Here is an 18,956-nt window from a genome sequence, read left to right as displayed (position 1 = left end):
GGAAAGCAGAGAAGGCGGGAAACAGGGCCTTGTACCACCCCCCTGCCTGTCCCTTCCCGGTTGCGCCCCCGCGCGCTTTGTGGTGACACCGGGCGAACGCAATCGGAGTGACGCGTGCCGAACCGAGCCGCAAGCCTGTTCGACGCCGCCACCATCGCCGAGCGCTGGGCCGCCGACTATTGCGCGCACGCCCCCGCCGGCGACGTGCTGTGCGCCGGGGCGCGCGCCGCCTGGGTCGCCGCCCTCGAAGAACTCGCCGCCGCCGCGGGCGACTCGCTCGACCAGGCGCGCGAGCGGGCGCAGCGCCAGGCCGACGACCTCGGCCTCCGCATGCCCGGCGAGAGCGAGGAACGCCGCGGGCCGCTGTCGCCGGTGCCGCTGCTGATCGACAGCCGCGAATGGCAGACGATCGCCGCCGGGATCGCCCAGCGCGCCGAGCTGCTGGAGGCGGTGACCGCCGATCTCTACGGCCCCGGCCGGCTGGTCGCCGACGGCGCGATCCCGGCGGCGCTGGTCGCCGGCAGCCCCCTGTTCCTGCGCCCGATGGCCGGCGTCGTCCCGCCGGGCGGCCACCACCTGCAGTTCTTCGCCGCCGACCTGTGCCGCGACCCGGACGGCGGCTGGCGGGTGCTCGCCGACCATCTTCGGGCGCCGGTCGGTGCGGGCTATGCGCTGGAGAACCGGCTGGCGATCGCGCGCACGCTGGGCGGGCTGCAGGGCCGGCTCAACGTCCGCCGCCACGCGCCCTTCTTCGCGGCGATGCGCGAGGGGCTCGCCGCCGCGTGCCGCCGCACCGAGCCGCGCATCGGCCTGCTCACCCCCGGCCGGCAGGACCCGAGCTACGCCGAGCAGGCGCATCTCGCGCGCTATCTGGGGTTCCTGCTGGTCGAGGGCGCCGACCTGGCGGTGCGCCACGACCAGCTCTACGTCCGCACCATCGCCGGGCTGAAGCGGATCGACGCCCTGTGGCGGCGGGTCGACCCGCGACTGCTCGATCCGCTCGCCTTCGACGCCAGTTCGACGATCGGCGTACCGGGGCTGGTCGATGCGATGGCGGCGGGCAACCTCGTCGTCGCCAACACGCCCGGCGCGGGGATGCTGGAGGCGCCGGCGTTCGCCGCCTTCCTTCCCGCCATCGCCGAGCGGCTGACCGGCGCGCCGCTCAAGCTCCCCAACCTCGCCACCTGGTGGTGCGGCCAGCCGGCCGAGCGCGACCGGGTGCTCGCCGACCTCGATCGGCTGGTGGTGGCACCCGCCTTCGGCCCCACGCCGCTCGGCCTGCCCGGCGGCGCCGCGGTGCTCGGCGCCGACCTCGATGCGGCCGCGCGCCGCCTGCTCGCCGACGACATGACCCGCCGCCCGCAGGACTATGTCGGCCAGGAGGTCGTGCGCCTCTCGACGATGCCACTCGCGCAGGGCGAGCGGCTGGAGCCGCGCCCGTTCACGCTGCGCGTCTACGCCGCGCGCGATGCCGCGGGCGGGTGGACGGTGCTCCCCGGCGGGCTGGTGCGGATCGGCGGCCATGCCGACACGCACGTTGGGGGGATGGACGCGGGGAGCTGGTCCGCCGACGTCTGCGTCCACGGCGCCGATCCGGTGCCGCCGGTGTCGCTGCTCCCCACCGCCGACGCGATCGAGCTGCGCCGCAACCCCGGCACGTTGCCCAGCCGGGTCGCCGACAATCTCTTCTGGCTCGGCCGCTATCTCGAGCGCGGCGAGGCGCTGCTCGGCGCGATCCGGGTGCTGCTCGGCCATTCGATCGGCGCCGACACCGGCGCTGCGCTCGCCGATGCGACGGTGGCGCGGCTGGTGGCGCTGATCGCCGATGCCGGCGCCGCCCCCGCCCCCGCCGGCCGCCGTCGCCGCGAACTGGTCGACTTCGCCCGCCTGGCGATCGAGGGCGAAGGGCACAGCGTCCGCGCGATCAACCGGCTGGCGGCGGGAATCGGCGCGATCTCGCGCGATCGGCTGGCCGCGGACATGATGCGGCTGCTCGAGGCGCCGCCCCCCGACCGCGGCGGGCTGCTCGACCGGGCCGGCTCGCTCCAGCGCCGCTACGCCGCACTCGCGGGGCTGTCGGCCGAACATATGGCGCGCACCGACGCGTGGCGCTTCCACGATCTGGGCCGGCGGATCGAGCGCGCGCTGGCAGCGACGCAGGCGCTCCGGCACTTCGCCACGCCCGCGGCGACGTCGGACGATCTGTCGACGCTTCTCGACCTGGCCGACAGCCAGATCAGCTATCGCCAGCGCTACCTGACCGGGCTCGCGCCCGCGCCGGTGGTCGACCTGATCGCGCTCGATCCCGGCAATCCGCGGTCGATCGCCTTCCAGGCAGACTCGATCGCCGAGCATCTCGCGCGGCTGCCGGTGCTGTCCGATTCGGGGCTCGCCGAGCCGCAGCAGGCGATCGCCACCGCGCTGCAGGCCACGGTCGCGACCGCGACCGCCGCGACGCTGGACGCAGCGACGGCGCAGGCGCTGGAGAGCCATTTGATGCGCCTCTCCGACGCGATCGCCACGCGCTATTTCCTGCAGGGCGCCGAGCCCTTGCGCGGTTCCGGGCTGACGCTGGCATGATGCGCTACGCGATCCGCCACGTCACCCGCTTCGACTATGCCGAGGCGGCGGGCTTTGCGCGCTGCAACCTGCGGCTGAAGCCGATCCTGTGGTCGGGACAGGTGCTGGAGGACTATCACCTGTCGGTCGAGCCCGGCGGCCACACCGCGCCCGCGCGCGCGCAGGCGGGCCTCGCCAACGTGCTGCGGCTGGTGGTGGAGAAGCCCGAGCGCGAGCTCACCATCGAAAGCCGCGCCCGCGTCACCGTCGACCGGCCGATCCCGGTCCCTGCGGCCGACGATCCGACGCTGGCCGAGATCGCCGTCCAGGCACGCGCCAGCCGCGACGCCGGGCCGGCGAGCCCGGCGAGCTATCTCTTCCCCTCGCCGCACATCCCGCTCGATCGCGACATCGGCGCCTGGTGCGCCGAGGAGCTCGATCCCGATCGCGGCGCGCTGGAGGCGGCGATCGCGCTCGCGCAGCGCATCCAGCGCGAGTTCGCGTTCGACACCACCGCGACGCTGGTCGACACGCCCCCGCACGTCGCCTTCGCGAAGCGGGGCGGCGTCTGCCAGGATTTCGCGCAGATCATGATCTCGGGCCTGCGCGCCGCGGGGCTGCCGGCGGCCTATGCCTCAGGCTATCTGCGCACGCTGCCGCCACCGGGCCAGCCGAGGCTGGTCGGCGCGGACGCCACCCACGCCTGGGTGCTACTGTGGTGCGGCGCGCGCCACGGCTGGGTCGGGGTCGATCCCACCAACGGCATCTGGATGGCGAACGACCACGTCGTCGTCGCGATCGGCCGCGACTATGCCGACATCGCCCCGATCGACGGCGTCGTGCTTGGATCAGGCGCGCAGACGATGCACGTCTCGGTCGACGTCGCGCCGCTGGAGGGGTGACGGGGAGCGACCCCACTGCCCCGTTCGTGCCGAGTAGAGACCGAGTATCGCCGTCAGGCGCGGATCGAGGGCTCGTATCGAGGTACGGCCCCGGGAGCCGACCTCTCGATACGCCGTCTCGATACGCGCCTGACGGCGTTACTCGACGGCTACTCGAGGCGAACGGAGGGGAAGAGAGGAAACCGCCCCCCACCGTCATCCTGACGGAAGTCAGGATCCATTGCCGCTACGCCCGACCCTCCAGCGCGACGCCCGCGTCACCGCACCAGCGATGCTCCGCTCAGCAACGCGATCAGCGTCGGGTCGCGGGTGCTGCGCGGGTCGGCGCGGATCGCGGCTTCCTCGCGGCCGATCGCGCGGAAGATCGCCTGCCCCGCCTGCTCGGCGCCGGTGCGCGCCAGCGCGGCATAGTCGATTCCCGTTCGCGCCCCCGCGATGGCGGTGAGGATTTCGAGCGTGTCGGAGCGCAATCCGGCCGAAAACTCCGGGAACATCGTCTCGACCAGCGCGCCGCCGACCTGCCGCTGGAGCAGGTCGGTCGCCGCGGTCGGCCCGCCGCGCAGCACCGCCAGCGCGTCGGTCAGCGTCAGCGAGCGGATCGAATCGAGCACCACCGGCGTCGCGCGGTCGGCGGCATCGACCGCGACGTCGTTGAGCGCCTGCGCGACCCGCCCGCGCACCGCATTGGTGCGCAGCACCGCGCCGAGCACGTCGTTGCCGCCGGTCTCCGGCAGCACCAGCCGGGTGAGCTGGTCGTCGTAGAAGCCGCCCGGCTCGGTCAGTCGGGCGAAGGCGCGCTGGCTCGACAGGGTGAGCAGCCGCCGCACCCCCTCCTCCACGCCATAGCTGCCGAGCGGCGTGGCGCAGCCGGCGAGCGCGACGAGCGGCAGCAACGCGGCGGACTGGACGAGCAGCCGGCGGCGGGCGGGGGAGGCACAGTCGGTCATGGCCGCGAAAACGGCCGCGGCGCCGGCTTCGTTCCGCCCCGGCAATGGATGCGCGCGTCCCCATTGTCGCCGGGCCCCGCACCGCCTAGCTAACGGGACATGGCAGACCCTTACGCAACTTTGGGCGTCGCACGCGACGCGAGCGAAGCGGACATCAAGAAGGCGTATCGCACGCTCGCCAAGGAGCTGCACCCCGACCGCAACAAGGACAACCCCAAGGCGGCGGAGCGCTTCAGCCAGGTGACCCAGGCTTACGACCTGCTCACCGACAAGGACAAGCGCGCGCGCTTCGACCGCGGCGAGATCGACGGCGACGGCAATCCCAGCTCGCCGTTCGGCTTCGGCGGCGGCGGGGGTGGCGGCGGGTTCCGGCCGGGTCAGCGCGGCGGGTTCGACTTCGGCGGTGGCAACGAGGGCGGCGGCTTCGAGGATCTGTTCGAGGGGCTGTTCAGCGGCGGCGGCGGCCAGCGCGGCGGGTTCGGCGGCGGCTTCGGCCGGCGCCAGGCGCCGAAGGGCGCCAACGTTCCCTATCGGCTGGCGGTGGCGTTCACCGACGCGGCGGCGCTCAGCCCGCAGCGGATCATGCTGCGCGACGGCAAGACCATCGACCTGAAGCTCCCCGCCGGCGTCGAGAGCGGCACCCAGATGCGCCTCGCCGGCAAGGGCGATCCGGGCGCGGGCGGCGCCGGCGACGCGATCGTCTCGATCGAAGTCCAGCCGCACCGCTTCTTCACCCGCGACGGCGACGACGTGCGGCTCGAGCTGCCGGTCAGCCTCGCCGAGGCGGTGCTGGGCGGCGAGGTGCGCGTGCCCACCGTAGAGGGCGCGGTGATGCTCAAGGTGCCCAAGGGCTCGACCTCGGGCAAGGTACTCCGGCTCAAGAACCGCGGCTTCCACAAGAAGGGCGGCGGCCGCGGCGACCAGCTGGTGACGCTGATGGTCGACCTGCCGGTCGGCGACGACGCGCTGGTCGAGTTCGTCCAGGGCTGGCCCGGCCGCGACCAGGATCCGCGCGCGAAGCTGGGCTTGTGAGCGACCGCCGCGCCGCAGCCCCGGCAGCCGGCGCGGTGTCGCCGGAAAGCCCGGAGGCGCGGCGCGACGGCCATGCGCCGATCCTGTCGCGCCTCGGCCTGAGCGCGCGGGTGATCGAGATCGTGCGCCGGGTCGCGGTCGGCACCTATACCGACGGCTTCACCCACGCCGGCAACCTCGCCTATCTGTCGCTGGTCACCCTGTTTCCCTTCTTCATCGTCGCGGCGGCGGTGGCGCGGCTGGTCGGGCGCACCGGCGACGGCGTCCATGCGGTCGAGGCGTTCCTGCGCACCGTCCCGCCCGAGGTGGCGAGCGTGCTCGAAAAGCCGATCCTCGACGTGCTCCAGGCGCGCTCGGGGTCGCTGCTGTGGCTGGGTGCGATCGTCGGGCTGTGGACCACCACCGGCTTCATCGAGACGGTGCGCTCGATCCTGCGCCAGGCGTACGGCATCCCCTCCACCCGCCCGTTCTGGGAATATCGGCTGAGCTCGATCGGGCTGATCGTCGCCTCGGTGGTGCTGGCGATGGCGGCGTTCAGCTTTCAGGTCGTGCTGCTGGGCGTCGAGCAGTTCATCCTGCGCGTGCTGCCGTTCCTCAGCGACACCGCGCAATGGATCTCGGTCGCGCGCCTCGCCCCTGCCGTCGCGCTGTTCGTCGCGCTCTACATGCTCTTCTATTCGCTCACCCCCAGCAAATATCGCTACAGCAAATGCCCGAAATGGCCGGGCGCGGCGCTCACCGCCGGCTGGTGGCTGGGGACCACCGCGCTGCTGCCGCTGTCGCTCGACTTGCTCGGCGGCTACGACCTCACCTACGGCAGCCTGGCGGGCGTGATGATCGCGCTGATCTTCTTCTTCGTCGTCGGTCTGGGCGTGGTGGTCGGCGTGGAATTGAACGCGGCGCTGGCGGAAACCCCCGAACCGGCGCTAGAGGACCCTGCTGTACCAATGGAGGAAGCTGCGGCGTGACGGGACTGATGCAGGGCAAGCGTGGGCTCATCATGGGGCTTGCCAACGATCGCTCGCTGGCGTGGGGCATTGCCAAGGCGCTGCACGCGCAGGGCGCGGAGATGGCGTTCACCTATCAGGGCGAGGCGCTGGAGCGCCGCGTGCGCCCGCTCGCCGCACAGGTCGGCTCGGATCGGCTGATCGAGTGCGACGTGTCGGACATGGCCAAGCTCGACACCGCCTTCGCGACGCTGGCGGAGCAGTGGCCGACGATCGACTTCGTCGTCCACGCGATCGGCTTTTCCGACAAGGAGGAGCTGCGCGGTCGCTACTACGACACCAGCCTCGACAATTTCCTGATGACCATGAACATCTCGGTCTACAGCTTCACCGCGGTCGCCCAGCGCGCCCGCGCGATGATGCCGAACGGCGGCAGCCTGCTGACGCTGACCTATTACGGCTCGGAAAAGGTCGTCCCCCACTACAACGTGATGGGCGTGGCCAAGTCGGCGCTCGACACCTCGGTCAAGTATCTCGCGGTCGACCTGGGGCCGGAGAACATCCGCGTCAACGCGGTCTCGGCCGGGCCGATCAAGACGCTCGCCGCCTCCGGCATCGGCGATTTCCGCTATATCCTGAAGTGGAACGAGCTGAACTCGCCGCTGCGCCGCAACGTCACCATCGAGGATGTGGGCGGCGCCGGCCTCTACCTGCTGTCGGACCTGGCGAGCGGCGTGACCGGCGAGATCCACCACGTCGACGCCGGCTACAACGTCATCGGCATGAAGGCCGAGGACGCGCCCGACATCGCGCTGTCGTGACGGTCGCGATCCGCCCGGCATCGGGCGGCGACGTGGCGGCGATCGACGCGCTGCTGCGCGCCGCCTTCCCGGCCGAGGACGAGGCGCTGCTCGTCCAGCGGCTGTGCGTCACCGGCGACATGGTGCTGACGCTGGTCGCCGACGACGAGGACGACGGCATGCTCGCCGGCATGATCGCGTTCAGCCGGATGGCGGTCGACGTGGCGGACCGGTCGGTGGCGGCGGTCGCGCTGGCGCCGGTCGCGGTCGCCCCCGCCCATCGCCGCGAGGGCGTGGCCGAGGCGCTGATCCGCGCCGGCCTGGAGCATCTCGCTGATGCGGGCGTGCACCTGTGCTTCGTGCTCGGCGATCCGGCTTATTACGGGCGGTTCGGCTTCTCCGCCGACTGGGCGCAGGGCTTCGCCTCGCCCTATGCCGGCGAGAACCTGCTGGCGCTGCCGCTGCAGCAGGGCGCGATGCCGTGCGGCGTGCGCGGCGAGGCGATCCATGCCGACGCCTTCGCGCTGCTGGGGCAAGCGGCATGAGCGTCAACAGCTTCGGCCGGATGTTCCGCTTCACCACCTGGGGCGAGAGCCACGGGCCGGCGATCGGCGCGGTCGTCGACGGCTGCCCGCCGGGGATCGCGCTCAGCGAGGCGGACCTCCAGCCGTTCCTCGACGCGCGCCGCCCCGGCACCTCGCGCTTCACGACGCAGCGGCGCGAGCCCGACGAGGTCCGCATCCTCTCCGGCGTGTTCGAAGGGCGCACCACCGGCACGCCGATTGCGCTGATGATCGAGAACGTCGACCAGCGCTCCAAGGATTATTCGGACGTCGCCAAGGCCTATCGCCCCGGCCATGCCGACTATGCGTACGACGCGAAATACGGCTTCCGCGACTATCGCGGCGGCGGGCGCTCGTCCGCGCGCGAGACCGCGTCGCGCGTCGCCGCCGGTGCCGTCGCCCGGCAGGTGATCCCCGAGGTGACGATCACCGCCTGGGTCGAGGCGATCGGCGGCGACGCGATCGACTATGCGAAGTTCGATGCCGCCGAGATCGGCCGCAATCCCTTCTTCTGCCCCGATGCAGACGCGGCGCTGCGCTGGGAGGCGCTGGTCGACCGCGCGCGCAAGGCCGGATCGTCGCTGGGCGCCGTCGTCGCGTGCGAGGCGACGGGCGTGCCCGCCGGCTGGGGCGCGCCGCTCTATGCCAAGCTCGACAGCGAGCTTGCCGCCGCCGCCATGTCGATCAACGCCGTCAAAGGCGTCGAGATCGGCGACGGCTTCGCCGCCGCGGCACTGACCGGCGAGGAGAATGCCGACCCGATGCGGCCGGGCGACGACGGTCCGCGCTTCCTCGCCAACCATGCCGGCGGCATCGCCGGCGGCATCGCCACCGGCCAGCCGATCCGCCTGCGCGTCGCGTTCAAGCCGACCAGCTCGATCCTGACGCCGATGGAGACCGTCACCCGGGAAGGCGAAGCCACCACGCTCGCCACCAAGGGACGCCACGATCCCTGCGTCGGCATCCGCGGCGTCCCCGTCGTCGAAGCGATGGTAGCGCTTGTCCTCGCCGACCAGAAGCTGCTGCATCGCGGGCAGTGCGGCTGAATCCTAACTTATGATAGAGTAACGGCTTTTCTGCCATTGTGGCGGGAAATGGGCACTTCTTCCGTCGTGGCGCGTTGGCACGCCAGACTTGGAGAAGGAACCCGATCATGCGCACGACGATGTTGGCAGCGATGCTTGCGGTCTGTGGCTCGGGGACGGCGATCGCTCAGGTGACCACCAGCCCCTCTACCCCCACCACGCCGGGAACCCCGGGCGTGCCCGGAACCCAGACGACGCCCGGCACGCCGGGGCCGCAGACGGTGCCCGGCAATCCCGACACCCGCACCACCACCAGCCCCGACCGGCAGACCCGCCGCACCACCCGCAGCCGGCAGACGACGCCGACCACGCCCGGCACCCCCACGATGCCGGGTACGCCGACGACTCCGGACATGCCGGGCGATCCGATGACGCCGGGAGTGCCGGGCACGCCGACCACCCCGACGCCGCCAGACGGCATGCCGACCACGCCGGGGATGCCCGACACGACGGACCCGATGTCCACGCCGCAGCCGGGCGATCCGACCCAGCCGGGTGACGGCATCCCGAACCAGCCGGGCACGCCGCGCGGCTGATCTCCGCCGGACCGGAGCGGGGCTCGCACCGAACGACTTCCGGTCGTCGGGCGGGCCCCGTTGCCGCTGGTGTCGGCAGCCGCTCCGCTCCGTCGGAGCGTTTGCCGATTGAAGTTGCGATCCGTTCGCAGTACCGCCGCCGACGGGGAGGAGATCCTCTCCGCAAAGGATCCCGTATTGCCCGCGACGATCGAGCTTCCCCTGTCCAAGCGCCTGCGTGACCAGACGCAAGACACACATCAGCGGCTGGATGGTACGATCATGGCCGCCGACGCCTTCGCGACCCGCGAGGGCTATGCGCGATTCGTCGCCATGCAGTGGCTGTTCCACCGCGACATCGAGGCGCTCTACCGCCATCCCGCGCTCGCCACGTCGGTGCCGGACCTCGCGACGCGATCCCGGATCGAGGCGATCGAGCGGGACCTCGCCGACCTCGGCCAGCCGCTCCCCGCCACCGACGCGCCCCCCCGCTTCGCGCCCGGCGAGCCCGTCGACGTCGCCCAGGCACTCGGCTGGCTCTACGTCGCCGAGGGATCAAACCTCGGTGCGGCGCTGCTGCGCAAGGAAGCCGCCAAGCTGGGACTGTCCGACGCGCACGGCGCCCGCCATCTCGCCCCCACCGCCGAAGGGCCGGCCGAGCATTGGCGTCGCTTCACCGCGCGGCTCGACGCCGCATTGGAAACCGAGGCCGAGGAGAGGCGCGCAGTCGCCGGGGCCGAGGCGGCGTTCGCACGCGTGCAGGCGCTGGCCGATGCCCGGCTCGGCTGACGCGGACCCGGAACGCAGCGAACTCCTGCGGCGCGGGCGACCGGCGCGACTCGCCTGGCTGAGCCTCGGCCTGCTGCTCGTGGCGATCGGCTTCGTCGGCATCTTCGTGCCCCTGCTGCCGACCGTCGACTTCCTGATCCTGGCGCTGGCCTGCTTCGCGCGCTCGTCGCCCCGGCTCGAGCTGTGGCTGCTGCGCCACCCGCGCTTCGGCCCGGCGCTCACCGCCTGGCAGCGACACGGCGCGATCCCGCGGCATGCCAAATGGGCGGCGTGCCTGAGCATGACCGTCGGCTACGCGCTGTTCTGCTGGGGCGCCCGCCCGCCGCTGTGGCTCGCGCTGACGATCGCGGCGGTGCTCGCCGCCTGCGCGCTGTGGATCCTGCGGCGCCCGACCGGCGCGCCCGTGCGTTGACAGCGTCGTTGCGCCGTCCTTGCGAACCGGTAAGGCTCGACGGCTAGCCTGACGAACCAAGGGGGGCGCTTGCCGAGATCGATCTCCACGCGCGTGCTGGTTGCCTTCGGAACCCTGCTGCTGGTGGCGTTCGTGCTGCTGGCGACCGGGCTGGGCGTCGCCAACCGGATCCGCGACGAGAATGCCGAGGTCGCGCGGATGAGCGCGCTACTGCGCACGCAAGGGCATGAGGATCATCTCCAGCAGCAACTGCGCCTCGCGATCGGCGAGGTCACCCGTCTAGCGGAAACCGGCGTTCCGGTTCCGCCGGCGCGCTGGGCGCAGGTGTCGCGCGGCGTGAGCGCCTTCGGGCAGCGCGCAGGCATGGCCGAAACCGCCGATCTGGTCCCCGAGCTGCGCGACTCGGTCGCGGCGCGCGCGGAAGCCGCCGCGCGCTTCTCGGCCCGCGGCAACGATCTGCTCGCCACCGCGCGGCGCGACCCCGCCGCCATCAAGCCGCAGATGGGCGCCTTCCTCGCCGCGCTGCGCGACCTCGAAGCCGCCCAGTCCACGACGCGCATGGTGCTGACCCGTACGATCGACGAGGCGATCACCGGCAACGCGCGCACCATGTACCGCAACATCCTGCGCGTGCTGATCGCCGGCGGGCTCACCGTCGTCGCGCTGGCGGGTGCATTGGTATGGCTGCGCCGCCAGGTGATCTCGCCGATCGTGGTGATCGCCGACCGGCTGCGCGCGTTCAACCGCAACGAGGCGACCGCGATCGAGCTGCCCGGGCTGCAGCGCGAGGACGAGCTGGGCGAGCTCGCGCGCTGCCTGTTCGTCTATCGCCAGGCGGTCGAGCAGCGGCGCTCGGCCGAGCGCCACGCCGACCATCTCGCCCATCACGACGCGCTCACCGGCCTGCCCAACCGGCTCCAGTTCGAAAACCGGCTCGCCGAGGCGCTGAGCGAGGCGCGCCGCACCGACGCGCGCGTGGCGGTCTTCGCGATCGACCTGGACGAGTTCAAGGCGATCAACGACCGCCACGGCCATGCCGGCGGCGACCGCGCGCTGCGCCGTGCCGCGCAGCTGCTCGCCGGCTGCGTCGGCAGCGACGACCTGGTCGCCCGCATCGGCGGCGACGAGTTCGCGATCCTCCAGATCGCCCCCGACCAGCCGGCGGCGGCGGAGGCGCTGGCCGCGCGGATCCTGCGCGGCTGCGCGGAAACCGCCCAGGGCACCATCCCGATCCGCCTCAGCATCGGCGTCGCCGTGTCCGGCCCCGAGCAGAATCTCGAGGAACTGCACGTGCTCGCCGATCTGGCCATGTACCGGGCGAAGTCGGAAGGGCGCGGCGTCGCGCGCTTCTTCGACAACCGGCTGCAGGAGGAGGTGCGGCTGCGCAGGCGGCTGGCGCGCGATCTCGGCCGGGCGGTCGAGCGCGGCGAGCTGCACCTGGTGTACCAGCCGCTCGCCGACGCGCGGACGCTCGGCGTGCTCGGCCACGAGGCGCTGCTGCGCTGGACCCACCCCGAACTGGGGCAGATCTCCCCCGAGCGGTTCGTCCCGCTGGCCGAGGCGGACGGGCTGATCGACTCGATCGGGCTTTGGCTTGCAGACAAGGCGATGGCACGCGCCGCACGTGGGCCGCGGCACCAGTTCCTCGCGCTCAACCTCTCGCCCATCCAGCTGCGCCGCCGCGAACTCGCCGGCGAGCTGCTCGCGCTCGCCGCCGCGCATGGCATCGACCCCGCGCGGCTGGAGTTCGAGGTGACCGAAAGTGCGACCCTGCTCGGCAGCCGCCGCGACACGGTGCTCGCGGTGCTCCACCAGCTCCAGCAGGCGGGCGCACGCATCGTCATGGACGATTTCGGCACCGGCCACGCCTCGCTCGGCAACCTGCGCGACTTCCGCTTCGACAAGCTCAAGATCGACCGCAGCTTCGTGATCGCGATGGACCATCATCCGCCGTCGGAATCGATCGTCCGCACGACGCTGGCGCTCGGCGCGAGCTTGGGCATCCCGGTCGTCGCGGAAGGCGTGGAGACCGGCGCGCAGCTGGCGATGCTGCGGCTGTGGGGCTGCGAGCAGGTCCAGGGCTATTGGATCGGTCGTCCCCAGCCCGAACCCGCCCCGGCCTTCGCCGACCGAGCCTGAGCGGCGCGGCTGCGCTGGCGGTCTCCGCCGGGCGCGCCTAGAAGCGGATGCTCGCATCCGGAGATACCCCATGCCGTTCGAGCCCCCCTACACCGCCGATCCCGCACGCTACGACGGTCGCATGCCCTATCGCCGCTGCGGCCGATCGGGGCTTGTCCTGCCGGCGATCAGCCTCGGCCTGTGGCAGAACTTCGGCGGGGAGGACGTGTTCGAGACCGGCCGCGCGATCCTGCGCCGTGCGTTCGACCGCGGCGTCACCCATTTCGATTTGGCCAACAACTACGGCCCGCCCTACGGCTCGGCCGAGGAGAATTTCGGCCGCGTCCTCGCCAAGGATTTCGCCACGCACCGCGACGAGCTGGTGATCTCGACCAAGGCGGGGTGGGACATGTGGCCCGGGCCGTACGGCGACGTCGGCGGCAGCCGCAAATATCTGATCGCCAGCTGCGACCAGAGCCTCCGGCGGATAGGGCTCGACTATGTCGACATCTTCTATTCGCACCGCGTCGATCCCGACACGCCGCTGGAGGAGACGATGGGCGCGCTCGCCCAGCTCCACCGCCAGGGCAAGGCGCTCTACGTCGGCATCTCCTCCTATTCGCCCGAGCTCACCCGCCGCGCCGCCGCGATCCTCGCCGAGGAGCGCGTGCCGCTGCTGATCCACCAGCCGAGCTATTCGATGCTCAATCGCTGGATCGAGCGCGAACTGCTCGACACGTTGGGCGAACTCGGCACCGGCTGCATCGCCTTCTCACCGCTCGCGCAGGGCATGCTCACCGACAAGTACCTCCGCGGCGTGCCGGCCGACGCCCGCGCGGCGCGCGAGGGTTCGCTGTCGCAGACGCTGCTGACCGAAGAGAATCTCGCGCGCATCCGGGCGCTGGGGGAAATCGCGGCGGCACGCGGGCAGAGCCTCGCGCAGATGGCGATCGCCTGGGTGCTGCGCGACCCGCGCGTCACCGCCGCGCTGATCGGCGCACGCACCGTCGCCCAGCTCGACGACAGCCTCGACGCGCTCGGCCGGCTCGACTTCACCGCCGAGGAACTGGCCGCGATCGACGTCCATGCCGGCGAGGGCGGGATCGACCTGTGGGCGAAGTCCTCGACGCTGCAGGAGACTCCGGCCGGCGGCGGGCGCGCACCCGCCGTCTGACGCCGCCGGCCGGGCCGCGCGTTCAGTCCCTGGCCTGCGCGCGGCCCGCCCATTTCTTCCAGAGCGCCTGGTCGGACAGCATCTTGATGTAGACGCCGCCGACCACCGAGCGCGCCTGAAAGCCGACCTGCTTGCCGTCGGTCGTCTCGTACCAGTCGCTCAGCGGCACCCGCGTCGGCGTTTCGCGCATGAACTTGTGCACCGGCGCGATCAGCTGCTCGAACGCCGCCCGGTCGTCGGTCAGCGTCGCGCTCCAGGTAATCCAGTCGAGCTTGGTGTAGGTCTTGCGGCTGTCGAGCGGCAGGCCGAACGGCTGCTGGTTCTGGAGGTAGAAGCGCACCTCGTCCTCGAGCAGCGCCTTGGGGAAGAGGTTGCGCCCGAGCAGCTTGTCCCACACCAGATTATACTTCTGGCTCCACGTTCCCGGCCGGTCGAAGGCGAGGCGGGTGTGGTCGCCGTCCTTGGCCATCGTCAGCCACTTGGCCGCCATCTGCCGCGCGGTGGTGCGGTAGCGCGCAGCATCCGCCTTCTTGCCCAGCATCCGCGCCAGTTCGGAATAGGCGTCGAGCGCGCTGATCGCCTTCACCGACAGGTTGGTGTTGTGCGCCAGATGGCCGGCGAAGTCGTCGGTGCTCAGCTGGTTTTCAGGGTCGAGCCCCTTTTCGCGCAGGAAGGTCGCCCAGCGCTCCAGCAGCGGCCAATAGCGTTCGGCGAAATCGGCGTTGCCGCGCACCTTGGCCAGCGCGCCGAGCATCAGCAGCATGTTGCCGGTTTCCTCGACCGGCATCTGGTCGTCCTCGCTGCGCTCGCCGCCGCCATAGACCTGGCCGTTGGCGTGCGGATAGGTGCCCAGGTCGTGCGGCGCGAACGGGAACTTCCACCGCGGCATCGACGCATAGTCGAGGATCGGGCGCATCTGCGCCTCGAGCAGCGTCGGATTGAGCAGCAGGAAGAACGGCGACGACGGATAGGTCAGGTCGACCGTGCCGATGCAGCCGTTGGAGAAATTCTCCTTGGAGAAATAGAGCGGCAGCCCGTTGATGTCGGCGACGAGCTTGTGCGCGGCGAGCGTCTGTCGATAGGCGACCACTGCGAGTTCGGCGTACTGCCGCCCGCCGACGCGCTCCAGATCGGCGGTGAGCTCGCGGTCGAACGCCTCGCCGCGCTGGCGGAGCGCCGTCTCCTCGGCCTCGGCCTTCAGCAACAACTCGGCCATCGTCATGCCGCCGCGGCGCCAATAGGCCGGCAGCCGCCGCTTGAAATATTCGAGCGATTCGAGGTCGTCGTAGGCGAGCATCGCGCGGCGCGTGGCCGCTGTCGCGCCGACGCTGCCGAAATTGAACCGCACCGCCATCAGCGGGCGGTTCTGGTGCGCGAGCCGCGGCATGGCGAGGTCGTCCGCCGCCACCGGCTTGTCCTCCAGGAAGGCGCCGCGGTCGCCCTCGCCGATCGTCGCCGTCGTGGCGCCCGCCTGCTGCGGCACCGCCAGCTGCGCCCAGCCCCAGTCGATGCGGACGTTGTCGCCGACCTTCTGCAGCACCTGCTGCTCGCTGGTGCCGATCCGCAGGACGTTCATGTCGCCGACGCGGCTGGTGCCCCACACCACGCGCTGCTGCTCGTTGTCGACCGCCAGCATGGCGCTCGCGTCGAAATAGAGCTGCACCGCATGCGGCTGCCCGTCGGTCGCGCGCACCGTCCAGCTGAGGTACGTCACCGGCCGCGACAGCACGTCGAGATCGTCGGGAAGCGCGGGGGTGAAGAAGGTCGCGGTGAGCCGCACCCCCGCCCCTTCATAGTCGTAGACGGTGTGCGTCGGCGTGATCGCGCGCACCGTCTGCACCATCTTCTCGCCGCGTCCGCCGCCCAGGAAGCGCAGCAGCTTGCCGTCGACGCGGACGTGGCCGGTCAGCTGCTGCTCGGTGCCGGTCCAGTGGCGCGTCGGCTGGTCGTTCGCGGTGTCGGCGAAGCTCCAGAGGCTGAAATAGGGGTCGTGCGTGACCAGCGGCGTCGCCGGCGTGCGCGTGGTGACGGGCGCCTGCGCCGCGAGCGGCCCGGCACAGGAGGCCGCGAGCAGCACCGCCAGCGTGGCGACACGGAAACGGCGCGAGGGGAGCGAGGGAGAAGCCAGCATCAGGTCCTCTGTCATGGAAAGGGCGGGAACAGGCGGCGGCTGCCGCCCGCGATCAGAAGCGGAAGCGGGCACCGAGCGAGAAGGTCCGCGCCTCGTACCGGATGTCGCGCGGGTAGCTCTGCGTCTCGGTGAAGTTGCGCACGTTCTGGAAGGGCGCACCGGTCAGGTTGGTCGCGTCGAAGGTGATGGTGAGATACTCGACCGGCGTCACCGAGGCGGAGAAGTCGAGCCGCTCGGTCGCGCGGGTGAACTCGCCCGCGACGGCATCCTCCATCTCGGTGTTGTTGTAGAAGTTCGCCCAGTCGGTGCGGTAGTTGTAGGCGAGGCGCGCCGACACCGGCCCCTTCTCGAACAGGAGGTTGGCGTTGTACGTCCATTTGGACGTGTTCGGCACGCGCACCATGCGGCCCTCCTCGCCCAGCACCGTCGGCAGCGCCTGCTTGCCGTCGAGGTAGGTGGCGTTGAGCTGGGTGCCGAACCCGCTCAGCCAGCCCGGCAGGAAATCGAAGAAGGTGGTGAAGGCGACTTCGGCGCCCTGGATCCGGCCCTTGCCCGCATTCTCGGGGCGGGTGACGCGGATTTCGCCGAAGCCGGGCACGTTCTGCAGCGTCGTATAGCTGCTGATGAAGCCTTCGAGGTCGCGGCGGAAGATCGCGCCGGTCAGCGATCCCGTCCGGCTGAAATACCATTCGAGCGAGGCGTCGTAGTTCTTCGACTGGATCGGCGAGAGATCGATGTTGCCGCTGCTCGCGTTGTAGTCGCCCAGGTTCACGGCGTCGCGCGTCACCACGAAGGCGGGGTTGGTCTGGCCGAAGGTCGGTCGGGTTCGCGTCTCGGTGGCGGAGGCGCGGAACTGCAGCCGCTCGGTCAGCTTCGCGCGCAGGCTCGCGTTGGGCAGCACGTCGACATAGTTCTTGCGGTCGTCGGTCGTGTTGGGGACGCCGTCGGCGAGCCCCTGGCCGGTGGTACGGATCGTCGTGTTGACGATACGCGCGCCGACGATGCCGTCGATCGCGATGCCGCCCACGTCGAACGCATAGTGCAGCTGGCCGTAGGCGGCGTAGGACTTCTCGTCGGCCTGGAACTGGGTGGTGTAGGTCGGCAGCGCCGGGTCCCAGATCTCCGGCTGCTGGTCCGCGTTGCCGAGGTTGCTGATCCGCAGCCGCTCCTGCGCGAAGCGGCGAAGCGCCTCGATGTTGCCGAAGATGTCGCTGGCCTTGGGCGCATACCATTGCCGCGTCGGCTGGGCATCGCTGCCGCGGAACCCGGGCACGATCAGCCCGCCCGCCCCGATCGGCGCGTCGAGGATCGAGACGCGCTGGGCGCGGATGTTGGCGTAGCGGGTGCCGTCGGCGAAGCTGCTCTTGCGGGTGGTGAAGCGCGTGCCGAACTGGAGCTTGTCGATCAGCCCCAGGTCGTAGTCGAGCTCCAGGTCCGTCCGCCACTGCCAGCCCGAACCGCGGCCGTCGCGCCGCCGGTCGAAGATGCCGCGGATGACGTAGTTGTTCGGATCGCCGAGGTCGAAGCCGGGCAGGCTGTACTCGACGCCGCCATAGTCGCGATCGATGTCGAACTCGATGTCGGCGGTCGCGGGCTCGCGCGCCGCGAAGTCGAAGCCGTAGTCGGTGAAATAATTATGGGTGTCGGTGTAGGCGAGGTCGGTCGACAGCTTGGCATGCTCGAACTCGATGCTGCCGCCGCCGGCGAACTGGTAGGTGTTGGTGGTGCTGTGCGGCACGCCGCGGAACAGGTCGGTGCCGATCGATCCCTGACCGTTGGAGATGGTGAGGCTCTTGACCTTCTGCGGGTCGTCCTCGTCGAGCACGACGTTGCTCAGCGTCGGGGTGCCGCCCTCCAGCCGCAGCGCGAGTTCGTCGTTGCTCTCGCGCCCGCGATAGCCCTGATACAGCCCCTCGACATAGAGCTCGACGTTGTCGGCCGGGCGCCACTGGATCGTGCCGTTGACCGACGGGCGCCATCGCTTGCCGCGATTGTAGAAGATGCCGACCGATTCCGGGAACTGGAAGTCGCGGCCGACGCCGGGGGTGGTGACCGGCTGGTCTTCGGCCGGCGCGACGATCCGGCCGCTGTCCCAGCGCGCGGAGGTCAGATAGTTGGTCTGGGTATAGGATACGTTGAGGAGCGCGCCGATCTCGCCGATCCCGGTCTCGAACCGGTCGGTGATGAGCAGGCTGCCCTGCGGATCATATTTGCGCGCCTGGTCCCCGTAGATGCCGCGGATCGAGCCGGCGATCTCGAACCCGTCGAAGTCGAACGGCCGGCGCGAGCGCACGTTGACGAGGCCGGCGATGCCGCCCTCGACCAGGTCGGCGGTGGTCGACTTGTACACCTCGATCCCGGCCAGCGAGGCGGCGGGGAAGTCCTGGAACGCAACCTGGCGGCCTTCGGCGGTGTAGAGTTCGCGGCCGTTGAAGGTGGTGGTGACGTCGGGCAGGCCGCGCACCGACACGCCATTGGCCTCGTCCTGCGAGCGCGAGACCTGCACGCCGGTGATCCGCGCCAGCGCCTCGGCGGCGTTGTTGTCGGGGAGCTTGCCGATGTCCTCTGCGACGACCGCGTCGAGGATCTGGTCGGAGTCGCGCTTGAGCGCCTGGGCACCCTGAACGCTGCGGCGAAGACCGGTCACCACGATGTCGCCGTCGCTCTGCGCGGGCGCCTGCTGCGGGTCGGGCAAGGTCGGGCTGTCGGCGGGCGCGCCGGGAACCGGCGCCGTCAGGGACCCGTCCTGCGCAGACTCTACCGATGACGTCTGAATATAGCCGAGATTAGAAGGAGATGCAGGGGGCACGGCTGCCGAAGCAGCCGCTACCGACAAAGCAATGATCGAAACGCCATCCAGCACAGGCTCTCTCCCAGGTTCCGCGTCATGCGCACGGTTTCATGGGACATATCTTATTTTTATGAGATCGCAAAACAAGTTTGTTTATTTAGTCTTCCGAAGACTTGGTATGATCATTGGAT

At 71.0% G+C, this 18,956-nt stretch carries 15 protein-coding genes; 12 read left to right on the top strand and 3 right to left on the bottom strand.

Going from position 1 to position 18,956, the window contains the following annotated elements:
* Positions 1–114 precede the first annotated feature (114 nt).
* Positions 115–2,580 carry a circularly permuted type 2 ATP-grasp protein gene (locus tag ACBY01_RS05395; protein ID WP_416459759.1) on the top strand — a complete coding sequence of 822 codons (2,466 nt, stop codon included), beginning with the start codon at positions 115–117 and terminating at the stop codon, positions 2,578–2,580.
* Complete coding sequence (locus ACBY01_RS05390; RefSeq protein WP_416459826.1) at positions 2,580–3,461, top strand: transglutaminase family protein; 882 nt, start codon at positions 2,580–2,582, stop codon at positions 3,459–3,461. Before ACBY01_RS05395 ends, ACBY01_RS05390 begins: the two co-directional genes overlap by 1 nt.
* 257 nt (positions 3,462–3,718) lie before the next feature.
* On the opposite strand, the gene ACBY01_RS05385 is transcribed toward ACBY01_RS05390, so the two are convergent.
* Positions 3,719–4,408 carry a DUF4197 domain-containing protein gene (locus tag ACBY01_RS05385; protein ID WP_416459757.1) on the bottom strand — a complete coding sequence of 230 codons (690 nt, stop codon included), beginning with the start codon at positions 4,406–4,408 and terminating at the stop codon, positions 3,719–3,721.
* Positions 4,409–4,507: 99 nt separating this feature from the next.
* On the opposite strand from ACBY01_RS05385, the gene ACBY01_RS05380 reads away from it, so the two are divergent.
* From ACBY01_RS05380 to mgrA, 10 genes are all read left to right on the top strand, one after another.
* The gene (locus tag ACBY01_RS05380) at positions 4,508–5,440 is read left to right on the top strand and encodes a DnaJ C-terminal domain-containing protein (RefSeq protein WP_416459756.1); all 933 of its coding nucleotides are present in this window, start codon (positions 4,508–4,510) and stop codon (positions 5,438–5,440) included.
* Positions 5,437–6,408 (top strand): YihY/virulence factor BrkB family protein, encoded by a 972-nt coding sequence (locus ACBY01_RS05375; RefSeq protein WP_416459755.1) that lies wholly within the window; start codon positions 5,437–5,439, stop codon positions 6,406–6,408. Before ACBY01_RS05380 ends, ACBY01_RS05375 begins: the two co-directional genes overlap by 4 nt.
* On the top strand, positions 6,405–7,208 hold the full coding sequence (gene fabI, locus ACBY01_RS05370) for an enoyl-ACP reductase FabI (protein ID WP_416459754.1): 804 nt from the start codon (positions 6,405–6,407) through the stop codon (positions 7,206–7,208). Before ACBY01_RS05375 ends, fabI begins: the two co-directional genes overlap by 4 nt.
* On the top strand, positions 7,205–7,732 hold the full coding sequence (locus ACBY01_RS05365; RefSeq protein WP_416459752.1) for a GNAT family N-acetyltransferase: 528 nt from the start codon (positions 7,205–7,207) through the stop codon (positions 7,730–7,732). The genes fabI and ACBY01_RS05365 overlap by 4 nt, the downstream gene beginning before the upstream one ends.
* Entirely contained in the window at positions 7,729–8,796 is a 1,068-nt protein-coding gene (gene aroC / locus ACBY01_RS05360) for a chorismate synthase (RefSeq protein ID WP_416459751.1), read from the top strand. The genes ACBY01_RS05365 and aroC overlap by 4 nt, the downstream gene beginning before the upstream one ends.
* 107 nt (positions 8,797–8,903) lie before the next feature.
* On the top strand, positions 8,904–9,371 hold the full coding sequence (locus ACBY01_RS05355) for a hypothetical protein (RefSeq protein WP_416459750.1): 468 nt from the start codon (positions 8,904–8,906) through the stop codon (positions 9,369–9,371).
* A gap of 177 nt (positions 9,372–9,548) precedes the next feature.
* Positions 9,549–10,139 carry a biliverdin-producing heme oxygenase gene (locus tag ACBY01_RS05350; RefSeq protein ID WP_416459749.1) on the top strand — a complete coding sequence of 197 codons (591 nt, stop codon included), beginning with the start codon at positions 9,549–9,551 and terminating at the stop codon, positions 10,137–10,139.
* Positions 10,123–10,551, top strand: a complete 429-nt coding sequence (locus ACBY01_RS05345; RefSeq protein ID WP_416459748.1) for a YbaN family protein — start codon at positions 10,123–10,125, stop codon at positions 10,549–10,551. Before ACBY01_RS05350 ends, ACBY01_RS05345 begins: the two co-directional genes overlap by 17 nt.
* A gap of 93 nt (positions 10,552–10,644) precedes the next feature.
* Positions 10,645–12,690 carry a putative bifunctional diguanylate cyclase/phosphodiesterase gene (locus ACBY01_RS05340; protein ID WP_416459747.1) on the top strand — a complete coding sequence of 682 codons (2,046 nt, stop codon included), beginning with the start codon at positions 10,645–10,647 and terminating at the stop codon, positions 12,688–12,690.
* Positions 12,691–12,760: 70 nt separating this feature from the next.
* Positions 12,761–13,843 (top strand): L-glyceraldehyde 3-phosphate reductase, encoded by a 1,083-nt coding sequence (gene mgrA / locus ACBY01_RS05335; protein WP_416459746.1) that lies wholly within the window; start codon positions 12,761–12,763, stop codon positions 13,841–13,843.
* Between the two features lie 22 nt (positions 13,844–13,865).
* On the opposite strand, the gene ACBY01_RS05330 is transcribed toward mgrA, so the two are convergent.
* Positions 13,866–15,974 carry a glutaminase family protein gene (locus ACBY01_RS05330; protein WP_416459745.1) on the bottom strand — a complete coding sequence of 703 codons (2,109 nt, stop codon included), beginning with the start codon at positions 15,972–15,974 and terminating at the stop codon, positions 13,866–13,868.
* Positions 15,975–16,026: 52 nt separating this feature from the next.
* On the bottom strand, positions 16,027–18,669 hold the full coding sequence (locus ACBY01_RS05325; protein WP_416459744.1) for a TonB-dependent receptor: 2,643 nt from the start codon (positions 18,667–18,669) through the stop codon (positions 16,027–16,029).
* Between the last annotated feature and the right edge of the window lie 287 nt (positions 18,670–18,956).

Source organism: Sphingomonas mangrovi (assembly GCF_047975845.1).
GTDB lineage: Bacteria > Pseudomonadota > Alphaproteobacteria > Sphingomonadales > Sphingomonadaceae > Sphingomonas.
This window is presented reverse-complemented; position numbering and strand designations above follow the sequence as displayed.

Bases quoted from the DNA above. Each gene is read 5' to 3' on its own strand.
- ACBY01_RS05390 (WP_416459826.1), top strand. From the start codon at position 2,580: ATGCGCTACGCGATCCGCCACGTCACCCGCTTCGACTATGCCGAGGCG.
- ACBY01_RS05385 (WP_416459757.1), bottom strand. From the start codon at position 4,408: ATGACCGACTGTGCCTCCCCCGCCCGCCGCCGGCTGCTCGTCCAGTCC.
- ACBY01_RS05380 (WP_416459756.1), top strand. From the start codon at position 4,508: ATGGCAGACCCTTACGCAACTTTGGGCGTCGCACGCGACGCGAGCGAA.
- aroC (WP_416459751.1), top strand. From the start codon at position 7,729: ATGAGCGTCAACAGCTTCGGCCGGATGTTCCGCTTCACCACCTGGGGC.
- ACBY01_RS05355 (WP_416459750.1), top strand. From the start codon at position 8,904: ATGCGCACGACGATGTTGGCAGCGATGCTTGCGGTCTGTGGCTCGGGG.
- ACBY01_RS05345 (WP_416459748.1), top strand. From the start codon at position 10,123: ATGCCCGGCTCGGCTGACGCGGACCCGGAACGCAGCGAACTCCTGCGG.
- mgrA (WP_416459746.1), top strand. From the start codon at position 12,761: ATGCCGTTCGAGCCCCCCTACACCGCCGATCCCGCACGCTACGACGGT.
- ACBY01_RS05330 (WP_416459745.1), bottom strand. From the start codon at position 15,974: ATGCTGGCTTCTCCCTCGCTCCCCTCGCGCCGTTTCCGTGTCGCCACG.